The organism is Bradyrhizobium sp. P5_C12 (assembly GCF_054049735.1).
In genome coordinates this window covers 44,188-65,982 of sequence record NZ_JBFULU010000028.1, presented here as the reverse complement: position 1 = coordinate 65,982, position 21,795 = coordinate 44,188, and the positions used below count along the sequence as shown (strand labels likewise).

18 protein-coding genes are annotated in these 21,795 nt (G+C 64.5%); 11 read left to right on the top strand and 7 right to left on the bottom strand.

Annotated elements, in window-relative coordinates; translation table 11 throughout:
* Positions 1-245 precede the first annotated feature (245 nt).
* Positions 246-1,262, top strand: a complete 1,017-nt coding sequence (locus tag ACXJMY_RS23760) for an LLM class flavin-dependent oxidoreductase (RefSeq protein ID WP_456621771.1) — start codon at positions 246-248, stop codon at positions 1,260-1,262.
* 142 nt (positions 1,263-1,404) lie between these two features.
* On the opposite strand, the gene ACXJMY_RS23755 is transcribed toward ACXJMY_RS23760, so the two are convergent.
* The gene (locus ACXJMY_RS23755) at positions 1,405-2,262 is read right to left on the bottom strand and encodes a prephenate dehydratase (RefSeq protein ID WP_456621770.1); all 858 of its coding nucleotides are present in this window, start codon (positions 2,260-2,262) and stop codon (positions 1,405-1,407) included.
* A gap of 37 nt (positions 2,263-2,299) precedes the next feature.
* Complete coding sequence (locus ACXJMY_RS23750; protein WP_456621769.1) at positions 2,300-3,040, bottom strand: 3-deoxy-manno-octulosonate cytidylyltransferase; 741 nt, start codon at positions 3,038-3,040, stop codon at positions 2,300-2,302.
* Positions 3,041-3,259: 219 nt separating this feature from the next.
* On the opposite strand from ACXJMY_RS23750, the gene ACXJMY_RS23745 reads away from it, so the two are divergent.
* The 7 genes from ACXJMY_RS23745 to ACXJMY_RS23715 all read left to right on the top strand — a co-directional run bounded on the left by ACXJMY_RS23745 (position 3,260) and on the right by ACXJMY_RS23715 (position 12,888).
* Positions 3,260-3,814 (top strand): c-type cytochrome, encoded by a 555-nt coding sequence (locus ACXJMY_RS23745; RefSeq protein ID WP_456621768.1) that lies wholly within the window; start codon positions 3,260-3,262, stop codon positions 3,812-3,814.
* A gap of 210 nt (positions 3,815-4,024) precedes the next feature.
* Positions 4,025-5,926: an extracellular solute-binding protein gene (locus ACXJMY_RS23740; protein ID WP_456621767.1), complete on the top strand. Its 1,902-nt coding sequence runs from the start codon at positions 4,025-4,027 to the stop codon at positions 5,924-5,926.
* 14 nt (positions 5,927-5,940) lie between these two features.
* Positions 5,941-7,815, top strand: a complete 1,875-nt coding sequence (locus tag ACXJMY_RS23735) for an extracellular solute-binding protein (RefSeq protein WP_456621766.1) — start codon at positions 5,941-5,943, stop codon at positions 7,813-7,815.
* A gap of 2 nt (positions 7,816-7,817) precedes the next feature.
* Positions 7,818-8,927 carry a microcin C ABC transporter permease YejB gene (locus ACXJMY_RS23730; protein WP_456621765.1) on the top strand — a complete coding sequence of 370 codons (1,110 nt, stop codon included), beginning with the start codon at positions 7,818-7,820 and terminating at the stop codon, positions 8,925-8,927.
* Positions 8,927-10,105 (top strand): ABC transporter permease, encoded by a 1,179-nt coding sequence (locus ACXJMY_RS23725; protein ID WP_456621764.1) that lies wholly within the window; start codon positions 8,927-8,929, stop codon positions 10,103-10,105. Before ACXJMY_RS23730 ends, ACXJMY_RS23725 begins: the two co-directional genes overlap by 1 nt.
* A gap of 3 nt (positions 10,106-10,108) precedes the next feature.
* A complete protein-coding gene (locus ACXJMY_RS23720) occupies positions 10,109-11,746 on the top strand; it encodes an ABC transporter ATP-binding protein (RefSeq protein WP_456621763.1) in 1,638 nt (545 codons plus the stop codon).
* A 401-nt stretch (positions 11,747-12,147) separates the two neighbouring features.
* Complete coding sequence (locus ACXJMY_RS23715; protein WP_456621762.1) at positions 12,148-12,888, top strand: Crp/Fnr family transcriptional regulator; 741 nt, start codon at positions 12,148-12,150, stop codon at positions 12,886-12,888.
* Positions 12,889-12,929: 41 nt separating this feature from the next.
* Here the strand turns inward: ACXJMY_RS23715 and ACXJMY_RS23710 are convergent, their stop codons facing one another.
* A complete protein-coding gene (locus ACXJMY_RS23710) occupies positions 12,930-13,784 on the bottom strand; it encodes a C40 family peptidase (RefSeq protein ID WP_456621761.1) in 855 nt (284 codons plus the stop codon).
* A complete protein-coding gene (locus ACXJMY_RS23705) occupies positions 13,777-15,153 on the bottom strand; it encodes a leucyl aminopeptidase family protein (protein ID WP_456621760.1) in 1,377 nt (458 codons plus the stop codon). The genes ACXJMY_RS23710 and ACXJMY_RS23705 overlap by 8 nt, the downstream gene beginning before the upstream one ends.
* Positions 15,154-15,373: 220 nt before the next feature.
* Between ACXJMY_RS23705 and ACXJMY_RS23700 the strand changes: the two genes are divergently transcribed.
* The 3 genes from ACXJMY_RS23700 to ACXJMY_RS23690 all read left to right on the top strand — a co-directional run bounded on the left by ACXJMY_RS23700 (position 15,374) and on the right by ACXJMY_RS23690 (position 18,264).
* Positions 15,374-15,577: a hypothetical protein gene (locus tag ACXJMY_RS23700; protein ID WP_183247077.1), complete on the top strand. Its 204-nt coding sequence runs from the start codon at positions 15,374-15,376 to the stop codon at positions 15,575-15,577.
* A gap of 275 nt (positions 15,578-15,852) precedes the next feature.
* Positions 15,853-17,355 carry a metallophosphoesterase family protein gene (locus tag ACXJMY_RS23695; RefSeq protein WP_456621759.1) on the top strand — a complete coding sequence of 501 codons (1,503 nt, stop codon included), beginning with the start codon at positions 15,853-15,855 and terminating at the stop codon, positions 17,353-17,355.
* A gap of 93 nt (positions 17,356-17,448) precedes the next feature.
* Positions 17,449-18,264, top strand: coding sequence for a tetratricopeptide repeat protein (locus ACXJMY_RS23690; RefSeq protein ID WP_456621758.1), 816 nt, complete (start codon positions 17,449-17,451; stop codon positions 18,262-18,264).
* Positions 18,265-18,326: 62 nt separating this feature from the next.
* Here the strand turns inward: ACXJMY_RS23690 and ACXJMY_RS23685 are convergent, their stop codons facing one another.
* Genes ACXJMY_RS23685 through ACXJMY_RS23675 form a run of 3 tightly spaced genes read right to left on the bottom strand, consistent with a single transcriptional unit; the run spans position 18,327 to position 21,774 of the window.
* Positions 18,327-19,301 (bottom strand): type II secretion system F family protein, encoded by a 975-nt coding sequence (locus ACXJMY_RS23685; protein WP_456621757.1) that lies wholly within the window; start codon positions 19,299-19,301, stop codon positions 18,327-18,329.
* A gap of 9 nt (positions 19,302-19,310) precedes the next feature.
* On the bottom strand, positions 19,311-20,288 hold the full coding sequence (locus ACXJMY_RS23680) for a type II secretion system F family protein (RefSeq protein ID WP_456621756.1): 978 nt from the start codon (positions 20,286-20,288) through the stop codon (positions 19,311-19,313).
* A 16-nt stretch (positions 20,289-20,304) separates the two neighbouring features.
* Positions 20,305-21,774: a CpaF family protein gene (locus tag ACXJMY_RS23675; protein ID WP_456621755.1), complete on the bottom strand. Its 1,470-nt coding sequence runs from the start codon at positions 21,772-21,774 to the stop codon at positions 20,305-20,307.
* Positions 21,775-21,795 lie beyond the last annotated feature (21 nt).

Sequence of the window (21,795 nt, the reverse complement as noted above, 5' to 3'; positions counted from 1 at the left end):
GATATTACGAATTTTGTGGGAACTGCGGATGGAGGATAATTGTTATATAAATCAGTATTTTATGCCATTTCTGTACTTCCGGTCGATTAGAAGTGCCGTTGGGCAACACGAAAGCGAGTTGAAGGCGCCTGTCTTCGTCCCAACGTCAGGCGCGGGGCCCTGCGTACCCCCTTCGCGGCAAGCTCACGCCAGCTCTGCTCCCTCGCCCCATTGCCGCGGCCGCGCGGTGCTTTAGCTTAGCCGCCATGATTCCGCTCTCAGTCCTCGACCTCTCCGTCGTCACCACAGGCACGAAACCCGCCGCGGCGCTGCGCAACAGCATCGATCTGGCGCGCCATGTCGATGGGCTCGGCTATGTCCGCTACTGGCTCGCCGAGCATCACAACCTCGCTTCCGTCGCGAGCCCGGCGCCCGACGTCATGATTGGGCAGATCGCGGCGGTGACGAAGCATATCCGCGTCGGCTCCGGCGGGGTGATGCTGCCCAACCATGCGCCGCTGGTGGTGGCCGAGCGCTTCAAGATGCTGGAAGCGTTGTTCCCCGGCCGCATCGATCTCGGCCTCGGCCGCGCGCCCGGCACCGACGGCGCCACGGCCTACGCGCTCAGAAGCCGGCTCGACCGCCGCGAGGGCGACGATTTTCTGGAGCGGCTGCATGAGCTGATCCTGTGGGAGACCCGCGAATTCCCTTCGGGGCATCCGTATAACAACGTCGTGGCCATGCCCGACGACACCAAGCTGCCGCCGATCTGGCTGCTTGGCTCCAGCGACTATTCGTCGGAATTGGCCGCGCAAGTCGGCATGGGCTTCGCCTTCGCCCATCACTTCGCGTCCCATGACGCGATCGATGCGATGGTGCACTACCGCAATCGTTTCCAGCCCTCGGCCTGGAGCGCGAGACCGCAGGCGATCCTCGCCGTCGCCGTCATCACCGCTGACACTGATGCTGAGGCCGAGAAGCTCGCCACCTCGTTCGACCTCAACCGATTGCGCCGCGACCGCGGCCAGTATCTGCCGCTGCCGAGTGTCGAGGAGGCGCTGGCCTATCCCTATACGGATTCCGAGCGCACCTCGATCCTGCGCAACCGCTCGCGCCTGTTCGTCGGCAGCCCTGCGACGGTGCAGAAAAAGCTTCAGCCGTTGATCGATGCCAGCAAGCCGGACGAGTTGATGGTGATCACCGCGGTGTACGATCACGAGGCGCGGAAGAAATCATATTCGCTGCTGGCGGATGCGTTCGGGTTGGCGAAGGTGGCGGCTTAGATCGTCGTCCCGGCCTAGTGCGCAATTGCGCACGGGGGCCGGGACCCATACCGCGGAATCTCTCGGTGAAACTCGGTATCTGCGACCTTCCGCAACAACGCGCCGCGGTGGTTATGGGCCCCGGCCTTCGCCGGGGCGACGACTAATCCTGCGTCTCGCTGAACGTCGCGCGGAACGGATGCCCGGGATACACGCCGACGATGCGGAATTCGCGCGAGAAGAATTTCAGCTCATCGATTGCGAACGCCAGCCCCTTGTCCTCGGGATGGCCGTCGACATCGGCGTAAAATTGCGTGGCGAAGAAATTGCCGTCGACCATGTAGCTCTCGAGCTTGGTCATGTTGACGCCGTTGGTGGCAAAGCCGCCGAGCGCCTTGTAGAGCGCGGCCGGCAAATTGCGCACCCGGAATACGAAGGTGGTGACCAGGGAGCCGGAGCCCTGGGCCGCCCATTTCGGCTCGCGCGCCAGCACCACGAAGCGCGTGGTGTTGTGAGCCTCGTCCTCGATGTCCTCGGCCAGAATGTCGAGGCCGTAGATGTTGGCGGCAAGACGCGAGGCGATCGCGGCGACACTCTTGTCCTTGCGCTCGGAGATGTCGCGGGCGCTGCCGGCGGTGTCGGCATGCACGATCGGCTTGATGCCGAGCTTGCGGATGATGCGCCGGCACTGGCCGAGCGCATGCACGTGGCTCTCGACGCTCTTGATGTCTTCGAGCTTGGTCCCCTTCACCGCCATCAGCTGGTGACGGACCGGCAGAAACCATTCGCCGATGATGAACAGGCCGGAGGCCGGCAGCAGATGATGGATGTCGGCGACGCGGCCCGCGACCGAGTTTTCGATCGGGATCATGCCGAGATCGGCCTCGCCCGACGAGATCGCCGACAGCGCGTCTTCAAAAGTAGCGCAGGGCATCGGCTCGGCGTCGGGATAGGCCTCGACGATGGCGATGTGGGAATTGGCTCCGGGTTCGCCCTGGAATGCGATCTTCATCTTGCTCATGTCTTGAAGTGCTCCTGGTCGGCCTTGTAACAGCGGCTCAGGATTTGGAAAGGATGCTGCGGGCGGTCTCTAGGTCGGCCGGGGTGTCGACCCCGCGGGGGACGGTGTCGACGATGGTAAAGTCGATCCGCATCCCGGCCTCCAGCGCACGCAACTGTTCGAGCTTCTCCTGCAATTCCAGCGGGGACGGCGGCAGCGACACGAACCGCTCCAGCGCGGCGCGGCGATAGGCGTAGAGGCCGATATGGTGGTAGCGCGGTCCGTCGCCGGTCGGCGCCGTGGCGCGGGTGAAATAAAGTGCGCGCATGCGCTTGCCCCCGAGCGAGGTTCCCACCGCCTTCACGACGCTTGGCGCGAGATCCTCCTCCTCGGTATGGATCTGCGAGGCTAGCGTTGAGATATCCACGGCCGGGTCCGCGAGCGGGGGCAGCACGTCGCGAATGTTGCCGGTCGTGATCGTCGGGAAATCGCCCTGGAGATTGACCACGATCTCGGCCTTGCCGTCCGGATCGAGCTTCTGCATGGCTTCGTGGATGCGATCGGACCCGGAAGGGTGCTCGGGGCGGGTCATCACCGCCTCGCCGCCATGGGCCGATACGACGGAGGCGATCTCGGCCGTATCGGTTGCGACCGCGACCCGGCCGATGCCGGCGGCCTCGGCGCGGCGCATCACATGCACGATCATCGGCAGGCCGGCGATATCGGCGAGCGGCTTGCCGGGCAGGCGGGTGGCGGCCATGCGGGCCGGGATCAGCACCAGGATGCGGGGATCGGTCATCGGTTCAAGGGCCTGGAAATGGAGCGTTTTCCGCGTCGAGAAATGGGGTGGGGATGGGCCGAAAGCCGGGTCGCTTATACGGGTTGCCAGACCCCGGGCAAACCGATATCTCAATGGCAAAACTCGGGGAAACAATAAGGAACGTTTGATTCTCCCGAGGCTCGTCCTGGCGGCCGCTCGGTCGCTGTTTCCTTCTTGCGGTGTGGGGCCTGGCCGGAAATGGACTCTTTCGAACTCAATAAGATTCTCGGTGCCGTGCTCGGCACCTGCCTCATTCTGCTGGTGACGAACTTCACCGCTCAGGCGCTGTTCTCGCCCAAGATGCCGGAAAAGCCGGGCTTCGAGATCGCCGTGAAGGAGGATGCCGGCCACGGCAAGGAAGGTGGCGCCGCCGCTGCGCCCTCCGAGCCGATCGAAAAGCTGCTCCAGACCGCCTCCATCGAGAAGGGCGCGGCCGCCGCCAAGAAGTGCGGCGCCTGCCACACCTTCGAAAAGGGCGGCCCGAACCGCGTCGGTCCGAACCTCTATGGCGTCGTCGGCGAGAAGAGGGGTGAGGGCCGTGGTGGCTTCAACTTCTCGGCGGCCATGAAGGGCAAGGGCGGCACCTGGACGTTCGACGACCTCAACAAGTTCATCGCCAATCCGAAGGGCTTCATTCCCGGCACCGCGATGGGCTTCGCCGGTATTCCCAAGGATTCCGAGCGCGCCGACGTCATTGCCTATCTGAATTCGCTGTCAGAGCATCCCCAGCCGCTGCCGACCGCGTCCAAGTAAGACGTTCGGCCTGCTCATCTACCCTAGCGGCCAGGCTGAAAAGCCTGGCCGTTTGCGTATCCGGGCCTCGCGGCGTTGTTATCGGGGCGTTTGGCCGCAGCGATCGGCCCAGCCGGGCTTCCAACATGAGGAAAAAGCAACATATTCGGTCGAAACCTCGCCTATATTGAGCACTTAAAGGGGTAACCTCCTTCAGACAGGAATGTTGATTTGGCCATTACCCGACGCGACCTCTTGCTCACCGGCACTGCTGCCGCCGCACTTCCCGCCCTCGGTTCCGCGGCGGGCTTTCCCGTCATCGGCGTGGCCACGGCGCAATCCGCGAGTGAACCGCCGTGGCGGCACGCGCTGTCGCTGTTCGGGAACGTCAAATACCCCGCCAGCTTCAAGCGGTTCGATTACGTCAATCCGGAAGCCCCCAAGGGCGGGGTCGCGCGCCAGATTGCCGTCGGCACGTTCGACAATTTCAACATCGTCGTCGCTGGTGTGAAGGGCGCGATCGCGGGGGCCGTCGCGTTCATCTATGAATCCCTGCTGACGCCCTCGCTGGACGAAGTCTCGACCGAGTATGGCGCGCTCGCGGAGGCCGTGAGCCATCCCGCCGATTTCTCCTTCGTGACCTATCGCCTGCGCGCCGAAGCCAAATGGCATGACGGCAAGCCGGTCACCGCCGATGACGTCATCTTCTCGCTCGACGCCTTCAAGAAGCACCACCCGATGTACTCGGCCTATTACAGCCACGTGGTCCGGGCCGAGAAGGTCGGCGACCGCGAGGTCAAGTTCGTGTTCGACGCGCCGGGCAATCGCGAGCTGCCGCAGATCGTGGGACAGCTCACCATCCTGCCCAAACACTGGTGGGAGGGCACCGACGCGCAAGGTCGCAAGCGCGACGTCTCCGCCACCACGCTCGAGGTGCCGCTGGGCTCGGGCCCCTACCGGATCAAGGAGTTCGTCGCCGGCCGCACCATCAGTCTCGAGCGCGTGAAGGACTATTGGGGGCGCGACTTCGCCGCCAATGTCGGCCGCAACAATTTCGACGAGCTGCGCTACGAATATTTCCGGGACGCGACCGTTGCGATCGAGGCGTTCAAGGCCGACCAGGTCGACTGGCGCACCGAGAACAGCGCCAAGAGCTGGGCGACCGCCTACGATTTCCCGGCCGTGGCCGAGAAGCGCGTGATCCTGGAGGAGTTCGCCAACCGCAGCTCGGGCGTCATGCAGGCCTTCGTGCCGAACCTGCGCCGCGCCAAGTTCAAGGATCCCCGCGTCCGCCGCGCGCTGAACTACGCGTTCGACTTCGAGGAAATGAACAAGCAGATCTTTTTTGGCCAGTACAAGCGCATCAGCAGCTATTTCGACGGCATCGACGAATTGATGGCGACCGGCCTGCCGCAGGGCAAGGAGCTGGAAATCCTCGAAACCGTGCGCGCGGATGTGCCGCCCGAGGTCTTCACGACGGCTTACACCAACCCGGTCGGCGGCAGCCCGGAAGCGGTGCGCGACAATTTGCGCGAAGCGCTGCGCCTGCTGAAGGAGGCCGGCTACGAGGTGCGCGACCGCAAGCTGATCGACGTCAAGACCGGGACCCAGCTCGCCTTCGAACTCCTGAGCGCGGATCCGAGCTTCGAGCGGATCGTGCTGTTCTACAAGCCGTCGCTCGAGCGCCTCGGTATTGCGGTCAGCGTGCGGACGGTCGATCCGACGCAATACGAGAACCGGCTTCGCGACTGGGATTTCGACATCGTCACCAACTCGTGGGGCGAGTCGCAGTCTCCGGGCAACGAACAGCGCGAGTTCTGGTCGTCCAAGACGGCCGACATCGCCGGTTCGCGCAATGTTGCCGGCATCAAGAATCCTGCGATCGACAAGCTGATCGAGCGGGTGATCTACGCCACCGACCGCGACGATCTCGTTGCCGCCACCAAGGCGCTGGACCGGGTGCTGCTCTGGAATCACTACGTCGTGCCGCAGTGGACCTACTCGAAGGTGCGCACCGCGCGCTGGGACCGCTTCGGCCGGCCGTCGGAGTTGCCCAAATACGGCCAGTCGGGCTTCCCGTTCATCTGGTGGTATGACGCGGACAAGGCGGCGCGGATCGCAAAGAAATCGTGAAGGACATTTTTCGCATGGCGCAGCCCTCACGCCGGCACGTGCTGGCCTTAGGTGTCGGTGGCGCGCTCGGCGCCGCCTGGCTCCGCGGCGTGCAGGCCTCGGAGATGGCGGCCGAGGCCCATGGCATTTCGGCGTTCGGCGATCTCAAATATCCCGCCGATTTCCATCACTTCGACTACGTGAATGTCGATGCCCCGAAGGGCGGCTCGTTCTCGCTCATTCCGTCGGTGCGCGCCTACAACCAGTCCTACCAGACCTTCAACTCGCTCAATGCCTTCATCATGAAAGGCGATGGCGCGCAGGGCATGGACATGACGTTTGCGCCGCTGATGGTGCGCGCGAACGACGAGCCGGACGCGATGTACGGGCTTGCCGCCAAGTCCGTGCAGATATCGCCGGACAGGCTGGTGTATCGCTTCACGATGCGGCCTGAGGCGAAATTTCATGACGGCACGAAGCTCACCGCCCAGGACGCGGCGTTTTCGCTGACGGCGCTGAAGGCCAAGGGACATCCGCTGATCGTCGTGCAGATGCGCGACATGGTCAGCGCGGAAGCTGTCGATGATGCGACGCTCGTTGTCACCTTTGCCAAGGGGCGGGCGCGCGACGTGCCGCTCTATGTCGCGAGCCTTCCGATCTTTTCGAAGGCCTACTACGCGTCTCGTCCGTTCGACGAAACCTCTCTGGATATCCCGCTGGGCTCCGGTCCGTACAAGGTCGGAAAGTTCGAGGTCAATCGCTACGTCGAATACGAACGCGTGAAGGACTGGTGGGCTGCCGACCTGCCGGCCTGCCGCGGCAGCTACAATTTCGACGTCGTTCGCTACGAATTCTATCGCGATCGCGATGTCGCCTTCGAGGGCTTCACCGGCAAGAACTATCTCTACCGGGAGGAGTTCACCTCCCGCATATGGGCGACCCGCTACGACTTTCCTGCGGTGAAGGACGGGCGCGTCAAGATGGAGGTGGTCCCCGACGATACACCATCGGGCGCGCAAGGCTGGTTCATCAACACGCGGCGCGACAAGTTTAGGGATCCGCGCGTGCGTGAGGCCCTGATCAATGCCTTCGACTTCGAATGGACCAACAAGACCATCATGTACGGCGCCTATGCCCGTACGGTGTCGCCGTTCCAGAACTCGGACCTCATGGCGAGCAACGGGCCTCCGTCGCCGGAAGAGCTGAAGCTGCTGGAGCCGTTTCGCGGTCAGGTGCCTGACGAAGTATTCGCCGCACCGTTTACGCCTCCGGTGTCGGACGGTTCCGGGCAGGATCGCAGCCTGTTGCGCAAGGCGCAGCAATTGTTGACCGAGGCCGGCGTGCCCATCAAGGATGGCAAGCGAGTGCTGCCGAACGGTGAGGTGTTCAGGATCGAGTTCCTGCTGGACGAGCCTTCGTTCCAGCCGCACCACGCGCCCTACATCAAGAACCTGGCCACGCTCGGCATCGAAGCGAGCGTGCGTCTCGTCGATGCCGTGCAGTACAAGGCGCGTCAGGAAGATTTCGACTTCGACATGACGATCCAGCGTTTCAGCATGTCGGCGACGCCGGGCGACGCGATGCGTTCGTTCTTCTCGTCGCAGGTCGCGGCAACCAAGGGCTCCTACAATCTCGCGGGCGTCGCCAGCCCGGCTATCGACGCCATGATCGAGAAGATCATGGCGGCCGACAACCGTGAGGATCTGACGGTCGCCTGCCGCGCCTTCGATCGGCTGTTCCGTGCCGGCCGCTATTGGGTGCCGCAATGGTACAACAAGACGCACCGGCTCGCTTATTGGGACCAGTTCGCTCATCCGCAGAAGCTGCCACGTTATGCCAACGGCGTCGGCGCTCCCGAAATCTGGTGGCATGATAGCGCCAAGGCGGCCAAGCTCGAGCAGGCGAAATAGCCATGAGCGCCTATATCGCCCGCCGCATCCTGCTGATGATCCCGACCCTGCTCGGGATCCTCTTCGTGTCCTTCGTCGTCGTGCAATTCGCACCCGGCGGTCCGGTCGAGCGCGTGATCGCGCAGCTCTCGGGCGCCGATACCGGCGGCAGCTCGCGCATCTCGGGCGGTGGCGACTTCGCGCAGCGCGCGCCGGGACAGCTTGGCGCCGGCGGCGACGCCATCAACTCGAAATATCGTGGTGCGCAGGGGCTCGACCCCGACTTCATCAAGAAGTTGGAGGTACAGTTCGGCTTCGACAAGCCGGCGCCGGAACGCTTCGCGCTGATGGTGTGGAATTTCGCGCGCTTCGATTTCGGCAAGAGCTATTTCCGCGACGTCAGCGTGATCCAGTTGATCAGGGAGAAGCTGCCGGTCTCGATCTCGCTCGGCATCTGGCTGACGCTCCTGACCTATCTGATCTCGATTCCGCTCGGCATCCGCAAGGCGGTCAAGGACGGCACGCGTTTCGACACCTGGACATCGAGCATACTCGTGCTCGGCTATGCCATACCCGGCTTCCTGTTCGCGATCCTCCTGATCATCCTGTTTGCCGGAGGCTCGTTCTTCAACTGGTTCCCGCTACGTGGGCTGACGTCGGACGGCTGGTCGCAATTTCCCTGGTACTGGAAGATCATCGATTACTTCTGGCATTTGACGCTGCCGCTGATCGCCATGGGGCTCGGCGCCTTCACCACCATGACGTTCCTGACCAAGAACTCGTTTCTGGACGAGATTCGCAAGCAATACGTGATGACCGCGCGCGCGAAGGGCTGCAGCGAAAATCGCGTGCTCTATGGCCACGTCTTCCGCAACGCGATGCTGATCGTCATCGCGGGCTTTCCAAGCACCTTCATCCACGCCTTCTTCTCGGGCTCGCTTCTGATCGAGACCATCTTCTCGCTGGATGGGCTGGGGTTGCTCAGTTTCGAGAGCGTGCTCAACCGCGACTACCCCGTGGTGTTCGGCACGCTCTTCATCTTTTCGCTCGTCGGCCTCGTGATCAACCTGATCTCCGACTTGACCTACATGTGGATCGATCCGCGGATCGATTTCGAGGCGCGGGAGGTCTGATGACGCTGACCGCCCCCACCCCGATCGAAACCACCATGAAGTCGCCGCCCGGCGAYGCCGTGCCGGTCGCGCGCAAGCCGTTCGTGCCATCGCCGCTGAACAGGCGCCGCTGGCAGAATTTCAAGGCGAACCGGCGCGGCTACTGGTCGTTCTGGATCTTCATGATCCTGTTCGTGGTGTCGCTGTTCGCCGAGCTGATCGCCAACGATCGGCCGTTCCTGATCAAGTATGACGGCCATCTCTACTGGCCGGCCTTCGTCACCTATTCCGAGACGACCTTCGGCGGCGACTTCGAAACCGCGGCCGACTATCGCGATCCCTATTTGCAGAAGCTGATCAAGGAGAAGGGCGGCAGCATCGTCTGGCCGCTGATCCGCTACTCCTACGACACCCACAATCTCGATCTGCCGACGCCGGCGCCGTCGCCGCCAACCTGGATGTTGACGGAGGCGCAGTGCAAGCCCGTGGTCGAGAAGAAGGGCCTCAAGAGCTGCCGCGACCTCGAATACAACTGGCTCGGTACCGACGATCAGGGCCGCGACGTGGTGGCGCGGCTGATCTACGGCTTCCGCATCTCGGTGCTGTTCGGCCTCTGCTTGACCATTATCTCCTCGATCATCGGCATCGCGGCGGGCGCGGTGCAGGGCTATTTCGGCGGCTGGATCGACCTGTTCTTCCAACGTTTCATCGAGATCTGGACCGCGATCCCTTCGCTCTATCTGCTGCTGATCCTGTCGTCGGTGCTCGTGCCGGGATTCTTCGTGCTTCTTGGCATCCTGCTGTTGTTTTCCTGGGTGTCGCTGGTCGGACTCGTGCGCGCGGAATTTTTGCGCGGGCGCAATTTCGAGTACATCCAGGCGGCGCGGGCGCTCGGCGTGTCGAACGCGGTGATCATGTTCAAGCATTTGCTGCCGAACGCGATGGTCGCGACGATGACGTTCCTGCCGTTCATCGTCTCCTCGTCGGTCATGACGCTCACGGCCCTCGACTTCCTCGGCTTCGGGTTGCCGCCCGGCTCGCCGTCGCTCGGCGAGTTGCTGTCGCAGGGCAAGTCCAACGTGCAGGCGCCCTGGCTCGGCTTCTCCGGTTTCTTCTCGGTCGCGATCATGCTGTCGCTTCTGATCTTCATCGGCGAAGCGGTGCGCGACGCCTTCGATCCGCGCAAAACCTTCAGGTAGCAGATGGACGCGATCAACCAGCCCCTGCTCAGCGTGCGCGACCTCTCGGTGGCCTTCCACCAGGGCGGCGCCACGACGCTTGCGGTCGACAAGGTCTCGTTCCAGATCAAGCGCGGCGAGTGCGTGGCGCTGGTCGGTGAATCCGGGTCCGGGAAGTCGGTCAGCGCGCTCTCGATCCTGAAGCTGCTGCCCTATCCGAACGCCTCGCATCCCTCGGGGAGCATCCGTTTCAAGGGGCGCGAGCTGATCGACCAGTCCGAACAGCAGATGCGCGGGATTCGCGGCAGCGACATCTCCATCATCTTCCAGGAGCCGATGACCTCGCTCAATCCGCTGCACACGATCGAGGCGCAGATCGGCGAGATCATCCAGCTGCACAATCCGACCAGCAATGCAGAGGTGCGCAAGCGGACGCTGGAATTGCTGACGCAGGTCGGTATTCCCGAGCCCGAGACGCGACTGAACAGCTACCCGCACCAGCTGTCCGGCGGCCAGCGCCAGCGCGTGATGATCGCGATGGCGCTCGCCAACGAGCCGGATCTGTTGATCGCGGACGAGCCTACCACCGCGCTCGACGTCACCGTGCAGGCGCAGATCCTGACGCTGCTCGCCGAAATCCGCGCCCGGCTCGGCATGAGCCTGCTCTTCATCACCCACGACCTCGGCATCGTGCGCCGCATCGCCGATACCGTCTGTGTCATGAAGGGCGGCGAGATCGTCGAGCAGGGGCCGGTCGAGCAGGTCTTCACCAGCCCGAAGCATCCCTATACGCGCGACCTGCTCGCCGCGGAGCCGAAGCCCGATCCGGCGCCGCCGCAGCCGGATGCGCCATTGGTGATGTCGGCCAATGATCTGAAAGTGTGGTTTCCGATCAGGCGCGGGCTGATGCGCAAGACGGTCGGCCACATCAAGGCCGTCGACGGTGTCAGCGTCGCCGTGCGCAAGGGCGAGACGCTCGGCGTCGTCGGCGAATCCGGTTCCGGCAAGACCACGCTGGGGCTGGCGCTGCTGCGGCTGATCTCGTCGAACGGGCGCATCGTGTTCCTGGGGAAGGACATCCAGGGCCTGCGCTTCAAGGAGATGCGTCCGTTCCGGCGCGACATGCAGATCGTGTTCCAGGATCCGTTCGGCTCGCTGAGCCCGCGCATGTCGGTCGCCGACATCATCGCGGAGGGCCTCTCCGTGCATCAGCCAAAACTGTCGCGCGAGGAGCGTGAGGCGCGCGTCGTCAAGGCGATCGAGGATGTCGGGCTGAAGCCGGACACCCGTTATCGCTATCCGCACGAGTTCTCGGGCGGCCAGCGCCAGCGCATCAGCATCGCGCGCGCGGTGGTGCTGGAGCCGGATTTCGTCGTGCTGGACGAGCCGACCAGCGCGCTCGACATGCTGATCCAGGCACAGATGGTCGATCTCCTGCGCGAGCTCCAGCGCAAGCGCGAGCTCACCTACATGTTTATCTCGCACGATCTGCGCGTCGTCGCCTCGCTCGCCAGCCATCTCATCGTGATGCGCGGCGGCAAGGTGGTCGAGGAAGGCCAGGCGGCCGAGCTCTTCAAGAACCCGAAGACCGACTACACGCGCGCGCTGTTCGCGGCGGCGTTCCGGCTGGAGACGGCGGGCAATGGATCGGTGGCGACGTAGGTCTGCCAGACCCTAAGCGGCAGAGCGCCGTCGCAGCAGGAACGAGATTTACGAGAATCTACCATCATTCGTGGCATGTGCGTGCCGATAAACTTGCGGGACGCCTCTATGGGAACCGGCGGATCCAAGGAGCCATGAACGGAACTCTCGCGGCGCCAGGCTGTACGGTGTTACCCATACCTGTTTTGCAATTGTTAATTCCGAACTGGGATTGCATCTATTTCCCGATTGAACGCGAGCGGAAATTACGCCTCGCAGTTTTGCTGTTGAGAGCGAGGGCGTTTTGTTGGTTGACGCGACCTTTGTGCGCGCAGCGAAGACAGATCCAGTCTCATGCTAAAGCCGCCGTTTCGTGCTGCTGGGAATGAGGAAGACGGATGCTTCGCGGCGGGTCACACGCAATGACGCGCGTCGGTGCAATTGGTAATCGCCTTTTGGCAGCGCTGCCGCCTGCGGATCTGGATCTGCTGGCGCCTGGGCTCGAGACGGTCGCGCTGCATGAGGACGCGGTGATCTCGCGGGAAGGCGACGAGGTCGATTGCGTCTTGTTCCCTCATAGCGGTGCCATCTCGCTGATGATCGACCTGGCGGACGGCCGGACCGTTGCGACCGCCGTCGTCGGTCGCGAGGGAGCGCTCGGTACCCTTTCTGTGCTCGGACCGTCAGCTTCGGCCCTTACCGGGATCGTCCGTGCGGCGGGCGTCGCCTCGCGCATCCCGGCGCCGCGATTTCTCGCCGCATATAACCGAAGCTCCGCGATCCGGCACGCGATCCAGATTCACATCAGGGCGATGCTGGTCCAGCTCCAGCGCGGCGGAGCCTGCAACGCCGTGCATCCGGTGCAAGCCCGGATGGCACGCTGGCTGCTCCAAATTTGCGATCGGACCGACGACGACGTCCTCCCGCTCACCCAGGAGGCGCTCTCGCAGATTCTAGGTGTGCGACGATCGACAGTGACGCTTCTGATGCGCAATCTGCGCGCGTCCGGGGCGATCAGGTCTGATCGCCGCGGCCACATCGAGATCGATCGAACCCGGCTCGCCGCRGCGGCGTGCGAATGTCACGACACCATGCGTCACGAAGTTGAGCGGATATTCTCGACGAAATACGGCACGATTTCGCGCAATGATCGTGCTGGGTGATGCAGCGGGTAATGCGCGCGCCCCGGAATGACAGCATGGGGCTACAGCCGCTTGACCGCAGCGACCTCGCTGCCGGCCGCCTTGATCCGCGCAAGCGCCGGTTCGATCGGCTCGATTACGGTTGCCATGTGATGCGCGTTGGCGTGGACCATGGTGTCGGCGTCGCGGACGATGGCGACGTGGCCTTTCCAGAAGATCAGATCGCCGCGCCGCAAGCTGCTTCGCTCACGCGGCTCCAGCGCGCGGCCCAGTCCCGCCTGCTGCATGTCGCTGTCGCGCGGGCACCCGACGCCCGCGGCGGTCAGCGACACTTGGACCAGGCCCGAGCAATCGATGCCAAGACTGCTCTTGCCGCCCCAGAGATAGGGCGTGCCGACGAAGCGCTCGGCGACCGCGACGAAGTCCGGCGCGCGGTGATCGAGCGGCGCGAGATGCGTCTTCGGCAGATACATGCCGTCATGCGTCACGGCGAAGCTGCCGTCCTCGCGCGCCACTGCCAGCCTGGATCCCAGCACGAGCGTGTCAGCCGGCGGCAGCTTGATCGAGGGGCCGGGGAAGGCAAAGGTGCGGAGCGCGCTGACCATGTGTGTCGGCGCGGCCGAGGGGCGCGTCAGGCCTGCGTCCGGAAGCCAGCCGACATAGCCGTCGCTGGCCAACTGGCCCCAGGCCCAGCCTTCGCCGTTGCGGTCGTAAACCGTCACGCGCTCGCCGCGTAGCGCCTCGGTCATCAGCATCGCGCTCGAGGACGGCTGCTCCCGCACCGGCGCGATCGGCTCGACCAATTCGAATTCCTCGCCGGTGACGAAGCGATCCGCCTGCACCTTGCCTTCGAGATATTTCGCGGCGAGGTCGCCCCGCGCCGGCGTCAGCCTTGGATCGTGTCCTGGATCATGCATAGCGCTCGCTCAGCAATGTGTAGAGGGCGCGTGCGGCCTGGCACTCGCCGCCTTCGGGCCGCGCGGGTTTTGCCGATGGCGTCCAGCCGTAGATGTCGACATGCAGCCAGCTCCTGGCCTGCTCGACGAAGCGTTGCAGGAACAGCGCGCAGGTGATCGAGCCCGCAAACCCGCCGGAGGGCGCATTGGTGATGGTGGCCGTCTTGGAGTCCAGCCACGCATCGTAAGCCGGCCACAGCGGCATGCGCCACAACGGATCGTTCTCCTTCATCGCGCAGCGCGCGACGTCGGCGGCAAGCGTCTCATCATTGGTGTAAAAGGGCGGTAAATCCGGCCCCAGCGCAACGCGGGCGGCGCCGGTCAGCGTGCCCAGATCGATCAGCAGGTCCGGCTTCTCCTCGTCGGCCAGCGCCAGCGCGTCCGCAAGCACCAGCCGCCCCTCCGCGTCGGTGTTGCCGATCTCGACGGTGACGCCTTTGCGCGAGGTAAAGATGTCGAGCGGGCGGAAGGCGTTGCCGGAGACGGCATTCTCCACCGCCGGGATCAGCACGCGCAGCCGGACCTTCAGCTTCGCATCCATCACCATGCGCGCCAGCGCCAGCACATTGGCGGCGCCACCCATGTCCTTCTTCATGATCAGCATGCCGCTCGAGGGCTTCAGATCGAGCCCGCCGGTGTCGAAGCAGACGCCCTTGCCGACCAGCGTCACCTTGGGATGCGAGGGATCGCCCCAACCGATGTCGATCAGGCGCGGGGCGCGGTCCGAGGCCATGCCGACCGCATGGATCAGCGGGAAATTCTGCGCCTTCAGGTCTTCGCCGACGATGCAGGCAAAGCTTGCCCCGAATTCGGCGGCGAGTCCTTGCGCGGCTGTGGCCAGCTCTTCCGGACCCATGTCGTTCGCCGGCGTGTTGATGAGGTCGCGTGCGAGCATCGCGGCATCCGCCATGCGGCTGACCTCGGCTGCGTCGATGCCGTCCGGCGGCACCAGCCGGACCTCGGGGCGGTCCGCCTTGCGATAGCGGGCGAAGCGGTAGCTGCCGAGCGCGAAGGCGAGCGCCGCCAGTCGCGCGTCGTGCGGTGCATTGGCAAAGCGATAGGTGCCCGGCGGCAACAGGCCCGGCAGGACGCCCGGCCGGAACAGGTCGCGCGATCTGGCGCCGTCATCCTCGATCCCGAACAAGATCTGCGCGATCGCACCGTCGGGCGCGGGCAGCGCCAGGTAGCCGCCCGGCTTGGCGGCAAAGGCGCTGGCGGTGGCGAACTGGCGCTGCGCCGGCGGCAGCGTTTCGCGCACGGCGTCCCAGCTCGATTTGGTGACGAAGGTGATCGGGATGGCGGTGGAGGACGTCTCGAAGACGGAAGGCATTGGCGGGTCCGGATCGTCAGATCAAGCAGGTCATGCGAACGGACGAGACTTCGCAGAGTTTCGCCGCGGCTGCAATCGGCTTTGCTGTCACCGTTCAGCGACCCGCTACTCGCCGCAAGGGGCCCATGCTAGGTTCCGGCAACGGCCGCCGGATCGACTGGGAAAACTGTGCAGGAGATGACCGGCGGGCGAAGACGAAGCCTGCCGGGAGGAAACTGCAATGGAATTTGTGTGGAGCGTGGTCACATTCATCGGCCAGGCCGTCGAGGCGATTTTTGGTTATGTCGAGCATCATCACTGGATCTTCGCATTCCTTGCCGGCGGTTACGTCTTCTATCTCCACGACCGCTCCGTCCACGCGCGGTTCGATGCGCTGGACAAGCGCGTCGATGAAATCCGCAAGCGCCTCGCCATCGAATATTGACCGGCCCGGCGAAACCATCTTCGGACGCTCCCGTATCTCAGTTGAGAACTGCCGTTCACGAGAGCGCAGCCGCAGGGCTTTACTAGCGCTGCGGTTGTGGCATTATCGACCGATATTTTAGATTGTGCCGTGCGGTTCTGCAGGTCTCGAGCGCAAGAAGACGGCGGCATATGCCGTCGATAGCTGGGTTGAACCGGCCCGAACCCGTTCGTCGAAGGCATTTCTCTTATCTCTTATCGTTTCGGCGGCGCAGCATTTGCGATGAGCGGCGCAAAATGGATAGATCATTCGTCATTGCGCATATTTCCGACCTGCACCTGGACGGGTCAGGCCGGCTGCTTGCGACGATCGAGGCACTCGGTGCCGCAATCCGCGAGAAGATGGCTGACTTCGCGGACATTCCCGACCGCATTCTGCTGATCACGGGCGACCTCGTGAACGATCCGACGCCGCGCGCGCTCGACGAAGCGCTCGCGGTCATCGCCTCGTTCCGGCAGACCGGCCTGTTCACCGATATCCAGGCGATCGCCGGCAACCACGATGTCAAGCGGCCGAGCCAGCGCGTCGGCCGCCACGATGCCTACGATTATCTGCATCTGCCGCGAACCTCGAAGAGCGTCTACTATCGCCAGGCCGGCCTCGATCTGGTGCTGCTGGATTCCAACAGCGCGAGCCTCACGGCGCTCGCGGGCGGCACTATCGATCAGAGCGCCTACAATGCCATGGTCGCAGATTCCGCCCGGCTCAGCGTCGAGCTCGCGGGCAGCCTTGGCTCGTCCGGACGCGCCGACTACGCCGAGCCGGTGGAAAATCTGGTGCGCGTGCTGGCGATGCACCATCATCCGCTGCCGCAGGCAACCGGCGAAGGGAAGCGGTTTCTCGGCGTCCCGGACGAGCCGCTGATGTATCTCGCTGCGCCCGCGACCTTTCTCGAGGCGGCCACTTCGCTCAACGTCAATCTGGTTCTGCACGGGCACCGGCACGTCGAGGGATTGACCCGCTATTCGATCCCCGATCCGCGTGCGACCTCGAGCGAGGGCGGTGAGGTGTTCTGGCGCACGATCTACGTGCTCTGCTGTCCGTCCTCGACCGGGCAGGCCGGCGACGACGCCGGCTTCAACATCATCCATTTCGGCCCGATGTCTGACGCCGGCCGTTCCGAGTACCGGTTCGCGATCGCCCGGTATTCGCGGCCGCGCAACACCGGTGCGTTCGGGCCGCTCGACTCGAACCTGCCGGGCGGTGTCATCAGGCTTCCGGCAGGGCGGGATTTTTCCCGCGATCCCGCCTTGCAGTCGGCGATCGAGATCGGCTCATGTGCGACGCTCAAGCGCGATCAGGTCGCGGCGCTGGCGCGCCTGCTGTTGACGCGCCGGGCCTTCTACGCTGACGGCAAGCAAGACTGGGCGAACACGCTCTACGCCTGTCTCGTCAGCTCGCAGGCGTGGGCGGATATCGACGGCAAGCTCGCGAAGTCGGAGCGCACGCATGACGTCGCGGCGGTGGCCGCGGTAAGGCTGTTGCTGAACCGATTGACCGAGCAATCCGCCGATGTGCTCGGCCTCGATCGCGCCGCGCTCGGCGAGCTGCGGGCGAAGCGTCTGATCAATCGTGAGGACCTCTTGCGAGAATTGCCGAGGACGCCGYGCGCGGGCATCGATGTTCAGGGGCAGACGCAACAGAAGCTGCAATTGCTGCGGGACCTGAATGAGCGGGTGAAGGCGCTTGGCCTCGATCTCGGCCTCGGCGGGGAGGTGCCGCCGCAGACGCCACCGTGAGGGGCAGGCAGGCTGACATTAACCGGCCGTTAGGGTTAACAGTCTATTGCTGGCGCATTCGGCTCGATCAATCGGCTCGAGAGTCAAAGCGTCATGCGTCAACGGTTCAGTCTTGCCCGGCTTCTTGCCTCCACCTCGCTGGTCGCGATGGTGGCCATGGGCCTTGGCGGCTGCGCGGCGATGTCAAAGCTCTCTGACGTCACCGGCTCGGTCGGGCCGCGCGCGGACGCCGCCACCCCCGCCGATCCCGCGCGCGCCATCGAAGCCTATGGCGAGCGCTATCGCGCCAATCCCAAGGACGCCGACGCCGCGCTTGCCTATGGCCAGGCGTTGCGCGCAAACGGTCAGCGCGCCCAGGCCGCCGCGGTGCTCGAGCAGGCGACCATCGCCAACCCAGGCAACAAGGCGTTGCTCGCCCAATACGGCCGTGCGCTCGCCGACAATGGCAATTTCCAGCAGGCCTTCGACGTGCTTGCGAAAGCGCATTCGCCCGACAATCCGGACTGGCGCCTGCTCTCGGTGCAGGGCACCGCGCTCGACCAGATGGGCCGTCACGGCGAGGCGCGCTCCTATTATGCGAGCGCGCTGAAGATCGCGCCGGGCGATCCCGGCGTGCTTTCCAATCTCGGCCTGTCCTACATGCTGTCGAAGGACCTGCCGAAGGCCGAAGAGGCGCTGCGGCAGGCCTATGCCTCGCCGCGTGCGAGCGCCCGGGTGCGGCAGAATCTCGGCCTCGTCGTCGGCCTTCAGGGGCGCTTTGCGGAAGCCGAGACCATCGTGAAGGCGGACCTGCCGCCGGATCAGGCGGCGGCCAATGTCGCCTATCTCAAGGACATGCTGAACCGCAACGACGCTCCGCGCGGCGCACCGAAGCGGACGCCGGTCGCCTCGCTCAGCCAGCCCGACTGATCAGACCGGATTCTTCCAGGCTTGGAGCCGCGCGGCGGACCGAGTGCGGTCCGTGGCTTGCTTCACTGCATCTCGCTGATCTTGATGCCGGTCGGTCCGAGAATGACGACGAACAGCACCGGCAGGAAGAACAGAATCATCGGCACGGTCAGCTTCGGCGGCAGCGCGGCGGCCTTCTTCTCGGCCTCGTTCATGCGCATGTCGCGGTTTTCCTGCGCCATGACGCGCAAGGAATGGCCGAGCGGCGTGCCGTAGCGTTCCGCCTGCTGAAGCGCAAGACAAACCGATTTGACGCCCTCGAGCCCGGTGCGGCGGGCCAGATTCTCATAGGCAACCTTGCGATCCTGCAAATAGGACAGCTCGGCCGTGGTCAGCGTGAACTCTTCCGACAGCGCGATCGACTGGCCCACGATCTCGGTGGCCACTTTCCGGAACGCCATCTCGACCGACATGCCGGATTCGATGCAGATCAGGAGCAGGTCGAGCGCGTCGGGGAAAGCGCGCTTGATCGAGAGCTGGCGCTTGGAGATCGCGTTCTTGAGGAACAACATCGGCGCCTGGAGGCCGAGATAGGCGGCGCCGACGCAGATGCCGATCTTGATCGGCATCGATTTCTCCATGTGCGCGATCGCGAACACGTACACGACCGAGCCGACGAACAGCACGAGCGGGGCCACCATGCGGGCAAACAGGAAGGTGATGTAGGGCGCCTGTCCGCGATAGCCCGCCATGATGAGCTTGTCGCGCGCAGCTTCCTGCGCGAGCCATTTTGTGAGGTTGAAGTCCTCGACGACCCGGGAGACCAGCTGCTTCGGCGTCTGGCGCAGCGTGACCTTTTCGTTCTTGTTGAGGCGCTCGCGCTCGCGTTGCCGGATGCGTTCGCGCTCGCTTGCCACCGCCTTCATGCGCTTGGAGAGGCCTTCGCCGGCAAACAGCGGCATCACCAGCGTATACACGGTGGCGCTGGCGGCGATGGCCGCCAGCATCATGGTCATGAAGCGGACGTCATGCAGTTTCGCAACGAGAAATTCGACCATACGGCACCGTCAGAAATCGAAGTTGATCATCTTCTTCATCACCATGATGCCGACCGACATCCAGACGACGCAGCCGACCAGCATGAGCTGACCGGTAGGATGGGTCCACAAAAGCGAGATGTAGTGCGGGGTCGTGAGATAGACCAGGAACATCACGATCGGCGGCAGCGAGCCGATGATGGCGGCCGAGGCCTTGGCTTCCATCGACATCGCCTGGATCTTTTCCCTCATCTTCTTGCGATCGCGCAGCACCTTTGAGAGGTTGCCGAGCGCTTCGGAGAGGTTGCCGCCGGACTTCTGCTGGATCGAGATGACGATGCCGAAGAAGTTGGCTTCCGGCAGCGGCATGCGGTCGTAGAGGCGCGAGCAGGCCTCGCCGAGCGGCATGCCGATCGCCTGCGTCTCGATGATGGCCAGGAACTCGCTGCGCAGCGGCTCCGGCGCGTCGGCGGCGACGACCTTGATCGATTCGAACAGCGGCAGGCCCGCCTTGATGCCGCGGACGATCACGTCGACCGCGTCGGGCAGCGCGGTCAGGAACTTGGTTTCGCGTCGCTTCTTCAGGAAGCTCAGCGCCCACCGCGGCAGGCCGAAGCCGCCGGCAAAGGCGAGGCCGGCGGCGCCGAGCATGCCGCCCCCGACGAACAGGGCGACCGCGAACAGCACGCCCGCCACGACGGCGGACACGATCCAGAATTTCTGCGGCGCCCAGTCGAGCCCTGCCTGCGACAGGCGCACGTTGAGCGGAACGCTCTTCTCCTGCTGGCGTCGCGCCTCGAGATCCTTGAGCGACGTCTCGACCTGCTCGCGGCGCGTTCGCTGGCTCTTCTCGGTCTGCTTGGCCGCGGGCGCATCGGCGCGCGAGATCGAGGCGCGACGGCTTTCCGCCTTTCGCTCGCCGGACAGGAGCGGATAAAGGAAGACCCAGGCGATGCCGCCGACGGCGGCGGTGGCGAGGAAGGCGAGGGCGAGGACCTGAATGTTCATGACTGTGCTGTCCTGCTCACGTCTTCGGCGCCACTTCCGCGGCGTCGAGCGCGGCGGCAAGGCGCTTCTCGTCGCCGTAATAGCGGGCGCGCTCCCAGAACTTCGGGCGGCCGATGCCGGTCGAGCGGTGCCGGCCGATGATCTTGCCGTTGGCGTCCTCGCCGACCATGTCGTAGAGGAAGATGTCCTGGGTGATGATGGTGTCGCCTTCCATGCCCATCACCTCGGTGATGTGGGTGATGCGGCGCGAGCCGTCGCGCAGACGCGCGGCCTGGACGATGACGTCGATCGAAGCGCAGATCATCTCGCGAATTGTTCGCGACGGAAGGGAAAAGCCGCCCATGGTGATCATGGATTCGCAGCGCGACAGGGCCTCGCGCGGATTGTTGGCGTGCAGCGTGCCCATCGAGCCGTCATGGCCGGTGTTCATGGCCTGGAGCAGGTCGAACGCCTCGGGTCCGCGGACTTCGCCGACGATGATGCGTTCGGGGCGCATACGCAGGCAGTTGCGCACCAGCTCGCGCATGGTGACCTGGCCTTCGCCCTCGATGTTGGGCGGGCGGGTCTCGAGTCGCACCACGTGCGGCTGCTGCAGTTGCAGCTCGGCGGCGTCCTCGCAGGTGATGACGCGCTCGTCGTGCTCGATATAGTTGGTCAGGCAGTTGAGCAGCGTGGTCTTGCCCGAGCCGGTGCCGCCGGAGATCAGCACGTTGCAGCGGACGCGGCCGATGATCTGGAGGATTTCCGCGCCCTCCGGCGAGATCGCGCCGAACTTGACCAGCTGATCCAGCGTCAGCTTGTCCTTCTTGAATTTGCGGATGGTGAGCGTCGGCCCGTCGATCGACAGCGGCGGCACGATGGCGTTGACGCGGGAGCCGTCGGCGAGGCGCGCGTCGCAGATCGGCGAGGATTCGTCGACGCGCCGGCCGACCTGGCTGACGATGCGCTGGCAGATGTTGAGGAGCTGCTGGTTGTCGCGGAAGCGGATGCCCGTGCGCTGGATCTTGCCGGCGACCTCGATGTAGACGGTGTTGGCGCCGTTGACCATGATGTCGGCGATATCGTCGCGCGACAGCAGCGGCTCGAGCGGGCCGTAACCGAGAACGTCGTTGCAGATGTCGTCGAGCAGCTCTTCCTGCTCGGCGATCGACATCACGATGTTCTTGATCGCGATGATCTCGTTGACGATGTCGCGGATTTCCTCGCGCGCCGACTCGGAGTCCAACTTGGCGAGCTGGGCGAGGTCGATTGCCTCGATCAGCGCACCGAAGATGGTCGCCTTGACCTCGTAGTAATTGTCCGAGCGCCGGCTCTCCATGGCCGGGGCCGGCGCGGGCCTAGTGGGGGCGAGCGGCGGCGAGGCGACGGTCGGCGGGGGCGGCGCGCGCGACACCGCGGGCGCCGGAGCCGGGGCAGGCTCTGGCGACGCTGCGCCGGGCTTCGGGGCCCGAGGGTCGGTGTCTGTTCCGCTACGCTTACCGAACACTTAACAACTCCATGCGGCGGC

Excerpts from the sequence above, each read along its gene's own strand:
- ACXJMY_RS23760 (WP_456621771.1), top strand. The coding sequence starts at position 246 with ATGATTCCGCTCTCAGTCCTCGACCTCTCCGTCGTCACCACAGGCACG.
- ACXJMY_RS23755 (WP_456621770.1), bottom strand. The coding sequence starts at position 2,262 with ATGAGCAAGATGAAGATCGCATTCCAGGGCGAACCCGGAGCCAATTCC.
- ACXJMY_RS23750 (WP_456621769.1), bottom strand. The coding sequence starts at position 3,040 with ATGACCGATCCCCGCATCCTGGTGCTGATCCCGGCCCGCATGGCCGCC.
- ACXJMY_RS23745 (WP_456621768.1), top strand. The coding sequence starts at position 3,260 with ATGGACTCTTTCGAACTCAATAAGATTCTCGGTGCCGTGCTCGGCACC.
- ACXJMY_RS23735 (WP_456621766.1), top strand. The coding sequence starts at position 5,941 with ATGGCGCAGCCCTCACGCCGGCACGTGCTGGCCTTAGGTGTCGGTGGC.
- ACXJMY_RS23730 (WP_456621765.1), top strand. The coding sequence starts at position 7,818 with ATGAGCGCCTATATCGCCCGCCGCATCCTGCTGATGATCCCGACCCTG.
- ACXJMY_RS23720 (WP_456621763.1), top strand. The coding sequence starts at position 10,109 with ATGGACGCGATCAACCAGCCCCTGCTCAGCGTGCGCGACCTCTCGGTG.
- ACXJMY_RS23710 (WP_456621761.1), bottom strand. The coding sequence starts at position 13,784 with ATGCATGATCCAGGACACGATCCAAGGCTGACGCCGGCGCGGGGCGAC.
- ACXJMY_RS23705 (WP_456621760.1), bottom strand. The coding sequence starts at position 15,153 with ATGCCTTCCGTCTTCGAGACGTCCTCCACCGCCATCCCGATCACCTTC.
- ACXJMY_RS23700 (WP_183247077.1), top strand. The coding sequence starts at position 15,374 with ATGGAATTTGTGTGGAGCGTGGTCACATTCATCGGCCAGGCCGTCGAG.
- ACXJMY_RS23690 (WP_456621758.1), top strand. The coding sequence starts at position 17,449 with ATGCGTCAACGGTTCAGTCTTGCCCGGCTTCTTGCCTCCACCTCGCTG.
- ACXJMY_RS23685 (WP_456621757.1), bottom strand. The coding sequence starts at position 19,301 with ATGGTCGAATTTCTCGTTGCGAAACTGCATGACGTCCGCTTCATGACC.
- ACXJMY_RS23680 (WP_456621756.1), bottom strand. The coding sequence starts at position 20,288 with ATGAACATTCAGGTCCTCGCCCTCGCCTTCCTCGCCACCGCCGCCGTC.